General features: G+C 72.8%; 4 protein-coding genes. All 4 read left to right on the forward strand.

Annotated elements, in window-relative coordinates; all coding sequences use genetic code 11:
• Nucleotides 1–38 precede the first annotated feature (38 nt).
• The 4 genes from scpB to der all read left to right on the forward strand — a co-directional run bounded on the left by scpB (nt 39) and on the right by der (nt 3,892).
• Nucleotides 39–869, forward strand: coding sequence for an SMC-Scp complex subunit ScpB (gene scpB / locus DKT69_RS35400; RefSeq protein WP_236648634.1), 831 nt, complete (start codon nt 39–41; stop codon nt 867–869).
• The gene (locus DKT69_RS35405) at nt 856–1,617 is read left to right on the forward strand and encodes a pseudouridine synthase (protein ID WP_109805725.1); all 762 of its coding nucleotides are present in this window, start codon (nt 856–858) and stop codon (nt 1,615–1,617) included. The genes scpB and DKT69_RS35405 overlap by 14 nt, the downstream gene beginning before the upstream one ends.
• Before the next feature lie 191 nt (nt 1,618–1,808).
• On the forward strand, nt 1,809–2,489 hold the full coding sequence (cmk, locus tag DKT69_RS35410) for a (d)CMP kinase (protein ID WP_109805726.1): 681 nt from the start codon (nt 1,809–1,811) through the stop codon (nt 2,487–2,489).
• A complete protein-coding gene (der, locus tag DKT69_RS35415) occupies nt 2,486–3,892 on the forward strand; it encodes a ribosome biogenesis GTPase Der (RefSeq protein ID WP_109805727.1) in 1,407 nt (468 codons plus the stop codon). The genes cmk and der overlap by 4 nt, the downstream gene beginning before the upstream one ends.
• Nucleotides 3,893–4,021 lie beyond the last annotated feature (129 nt).

Genomic DNA, 4,021 nt, shown 5'->3' on the forward strand with positions numbered 1-4,021 from the left:
AGGACGAGCCGTCCCCGCAGCAGCCCGAATCCGGCGACATGCCGGAAGAGCCGGCCGACCCCGCGCCGGCAGCGAGCGCTGACCAGGTTCCGTCGGCGGTCGACGGTGACCCGACCGGACCGGCCGGCGTCGCCGCCGATTCGGCCGGAAAGCCGGCGGAGCACGTCGACTCGGTGGGGGAGCCGGCGGAGCAGGCCGACTCGGCGGACGAGGCCGCGGCGCAGGTGGAGCCGGGGGAGCGGGGCGCCGCCGCGGGCGTACCGAAGAAGCAGCCGGCGGGGCGGCGGCGGGCGACGCCCGCGCCGGAGCCGGCGCCCGAGCTGGACGACGCCGAGCTGCGCGGCGCGCTGGAGGCGATCCTGCTGGTGGTGGACGAGCCGGTCAGCGAACTCACCCTCGCCGAGGTGCTGGAGCAGCCGGCCGAGCGGATCGGCCCGATGCTGGACGAGATCGCCGCCGGCTACACCGCGGCCGGGCACGGTTTCGAGCTGCGCCGGGCGGCGGGTGGCTGGCGTCTCTACACCCGCCCGGAATACGCGGCCTACGTCGAACGGTTTGTACTGGACGGGCAGTCGGTACGACTGACCCAGGCCGCGCTGGAGACACTTGCCGTGATCGCGTACAAGCAGCCGGTCACGCGGTCGCGGATCTCCGCCATCCGCGGTGTGAACTGCGACGGGGTGATCCGTACGCTGGTCTCCCGCGGCCTGGTCGAGGAGTGCGGCACCGAACCCGACAGCGGGGCGTTCCTGTACCGGACGACCACGATGTTCCTGGAGAAGCTCGGGCTGAACTCGGTGCACGACCTGCCGCCGCTCGCCCCGTTCCTCCCCGACGACGTAGAAGAGCTTGCCGATGCCACGCGATGACCGCACCATCCGTACCGACGCGCCCGAGGGCGAGCGCCTGCAGAAGGTGATGGCCGCCGCCGGCGTGGGCTCCCGCCGCGCCTGCGAGGACCTGATCTTCCGGCGCCGGGTGACCGTCGACGGGCGGGTCGCGAAGCTCGGCGACAAGGTCGACCCGGCCACCGCCGTGATCCACGTCGACGGCGAGCGTCTCGTGGTCGACACCCGGCTGGTCTACCTGGCCATGAACAAGCCCCGCGGGGTGGTCTCCACCATGGCGGACGAGAAGGGGCGCACCGCGCTCGCCGACTTCCTCGGCAACCGCGTGGAGCAGCGGGTCTACCACGTCGGGCGGCTCGACGCGGACAGCGAGGGGCTGCTGCTGCTCACCAACGACGGCACCCTCGCCCACCGGCTGATGCACCCGTCGTACGGGGTGTCGAAGACGTACCTGTGCGAGGTGGCCGGGCCGATCCCGCGCAACCTGGGCAAGCGGCTGATGGCCGGGGTGGAGCTGGAGGACGGCCCGGTGACGGTCGAGTCCTTCAAGGTGGTGGACACGCTGGGCAAAACCGCCCAGGTGGAGCTGACCCTGCACGAGGGGCGCAAACACATCGTCCGGCGGCTGCTGGCCGAGGTGGGGCACCCGGTGGCCCGGCTGGTGCGTACCTCGATCGGGCCGATCCGGCTGGGTGACCTGCGCGCCGGGCGGACCCGCCGGCTGACCAACGCCGAGGTCGCCGCGCTGTTCAAGGCCGTCGGCGACTGACCGGAGCCGTTCCGGGTACCGCTGAGGGTAGGCTTCCTCGCGGCCGAGGTGGACCGCGCGTGTCGCGGGTCGCGCCCGGCGGCGTCGCGCGCGTGCCCGGACGGCATCGCGGGCATCATTGACGAAGGACAACCGCTCAACGGCGCCGGAAAAACCGGCGACCCGCGAGGTACGGGCTGAGGAGGAACACGGTGGGGGAGAACGAACGGACCGGGCGGTGCGTGGTCGCTGTGGACGGGCCATCCGGTTCGGGTAAGTCCACCGTCTCGCGGCGGCTCGCCGTCAGCCTGGACGCCCGCTACCTGGACACCGGCGCAATGTACCGGGCGCTCACCTGGACGGTGCTGCGCTCCGGGGTCGACCTGACCGACGCGGAGTCGGTGGCCAAGGTCGCCGGCGAGGTGGACCTGCGCATCGGCACCGACCCGCAGGGGTACGGCGTGACCGCCGACGGCGTGAACGTCGACAAGGAGATCCGCGGGCCGGAGGTGACCGGTTCGGTCTCCGCGGTGGCCGCGGTGCCGGCGGTCCGGGAGATGCTCGTCGCCCGGCAGCGGCAGATCATCGCCAACGCCCGCCGGATCGTGGTCGAGGGCCGCGACATCGGCTCGGTGGTGGCGCCCGACGCCGACCTGAAGGTCTACCTGACCGCCTCCGAGGCGGCCCGCGCCCAGCGGCGCAGCGCCGAGGACGCCGCCGACGTGGCGGCCACCGCCGCCGACCTGGCCCGCCGCGACAAGCTCGACTCGACCCGCAAGATCAACCCGTTGCAGCAGGCCCCGGACGCGGTGGTGCTGGACACCACCGAGCTGGGCATCGACGAGGTCGTCGCCCGGCTGCGCCAGCTGCTCATCGAACGGGGTGTGGCATGACCGAGGACAGCACTGGTTGGGTGGAGCTGCGCGAGCCGGACCTCGACACCGAGGAGCCGTCCGGCCCGCAGCCCGTGGTGGCCGTGGTCGGCCGCCCGAACGTGGGCAAGTCGACGCTGGTCAACCGCCTCATCGGCCGCCGCCAGGCGGTCGTCGAGGACATCCCCGGGGTGACCCGGGACCGGGTGCCGTACGACGCCCAGTGGAATGGTCGGGCCTTCACGGTGGTGGACACCGGTGGTTGGGAGCCGGACGCCAAGGACCGGGCCGCGGCGATCGCCGCGCAGGCCGAGACGGCCGTCGCCACCGCCGACGTGGTGCTTTTCGTGGTCGACGCGATGGTCGGTTCGACCGATGTGGACGAGGCCGCGGTGAAGATGCTGCGGCGCAGCGCCAAGCCGGTCATCCTGGTGGCGAACAAGACCGACAACACGGCCATCGAGATGGAGGCGACCGCGCTCTGGTCGCTCGGCCTCGGTGAACCGTTCCCGGTCTCCGCGCTGCACGGCCGGGGCTCGGGTGACCTGCTCGACGCCATTCTTGAGGCGCTGCCCGAGGCGCCGAAGATCGTCGAGAACCGGCCGCGAGGTCCCCGCCGGGTGGCCCTCGTCGGCCGGCCCAACGTCGGCAAGTCCAGCCTGCTCAACCGCTTCTCCGGTGAGCTGCGCGCGGTCGTCGACTCGGTCGCCGGCACCACCGTCGACCCGGTCGACAGCCTGGCGGAGATCGGCGGCGAGACCTGGCAGCTGGTGGACACCGCCGGGCTGCGCAAGCGGGTCGGCAAGGCCAGCGGCACCGAGTACTACGCCAGTCTGCGGACCGCCGGGGCGATCGAGGCGGCCGAGGTCGCGGTGGTGTTGCTCGACGCCAGCGAGCCGATCAGCGAGCAGGACCAGCGGATCCTCTCCATGGTCACCGAGGCCGGCCGGGCCCTGGTCATCGCCTTCAACAAGTGGGACCTGGTCGACGCCGACCGCCGGTACTACCTGGACAAGGAGATCGAGCGGGAGCTGCGCCGAATCCCCTGGGCGATCCGGCTGAACCTGTCCGCCATGACCGGCCGGGCCGTGGACAAGCTCGCCCCGGCGCTGCGCAAGGCCCTGGCCAGCTGGGAGACCCGGGTGCCGACCGCGCAGCTCAACCAGTGGCTCACCGCGCTGGTCCAGGCCACCCCGCACCCGGTGCGCGGCGGCCGGGCCCCGAAGATCCTCTTCGCCACCCAGGCAGGGGTCGCGCCGCCGCGGTTCGTGCTCTTCACCACCGCGCCGCTGGACGCCGGTTACCAGCGCTTCGTCGAGCGCAAGCTCCGCGAGGAGTTCGGCTTCGAGGGCAGTCCGGTGGAGATCTCGGTACGCCCGCGCAAGAAGCTCGGCCCGGGCGGCCGCGGCAAGGCCCACGGCTGACCGTACGTCCGAACGCCGGGCGGCCCCCGCGCCGCCCGGCGTTTCCGCTACCCGCACCAACCTCCTAGGACGCTCTAGAGGATGTGCGGGTGGCGCCGGCGACCGAGTCGACGACCGCGCGCAGCTCAC

The organism is Micromonospora sicca (assembly GCF_003172935.1).
Taxonomy (GTDB): domain Bacteria; phylum Actinomycetota; class Actinomycetes; order Mycobacteriales; family Micromonosporaceae; genus Micromonospora; species Micromonospora sicca.

Bases quoted from the DNA above. Each gene is read 5' to 3' on its own strand.
- der (WP_109805727.1), top strand. From the start codon at position 2,486: ATGACCGAGGACAGCACTGGTTGGGTGGAGCTGCGCGAGCCGGACCTC.
- scpB (WP_236648634.1), top strand. From the start codon at position 39: ATGCCGGAAGAGCCGGCCGACCCCGCGCCGGCAGCGAGCGCTGACCAG.
- DKT69_RS35405 (WP_109805725.1), top strand. From the start codon at position 856: ATGCCACGCGATGACCGCACCATCCGTACCGACGCGCCCGAGGGCGAG.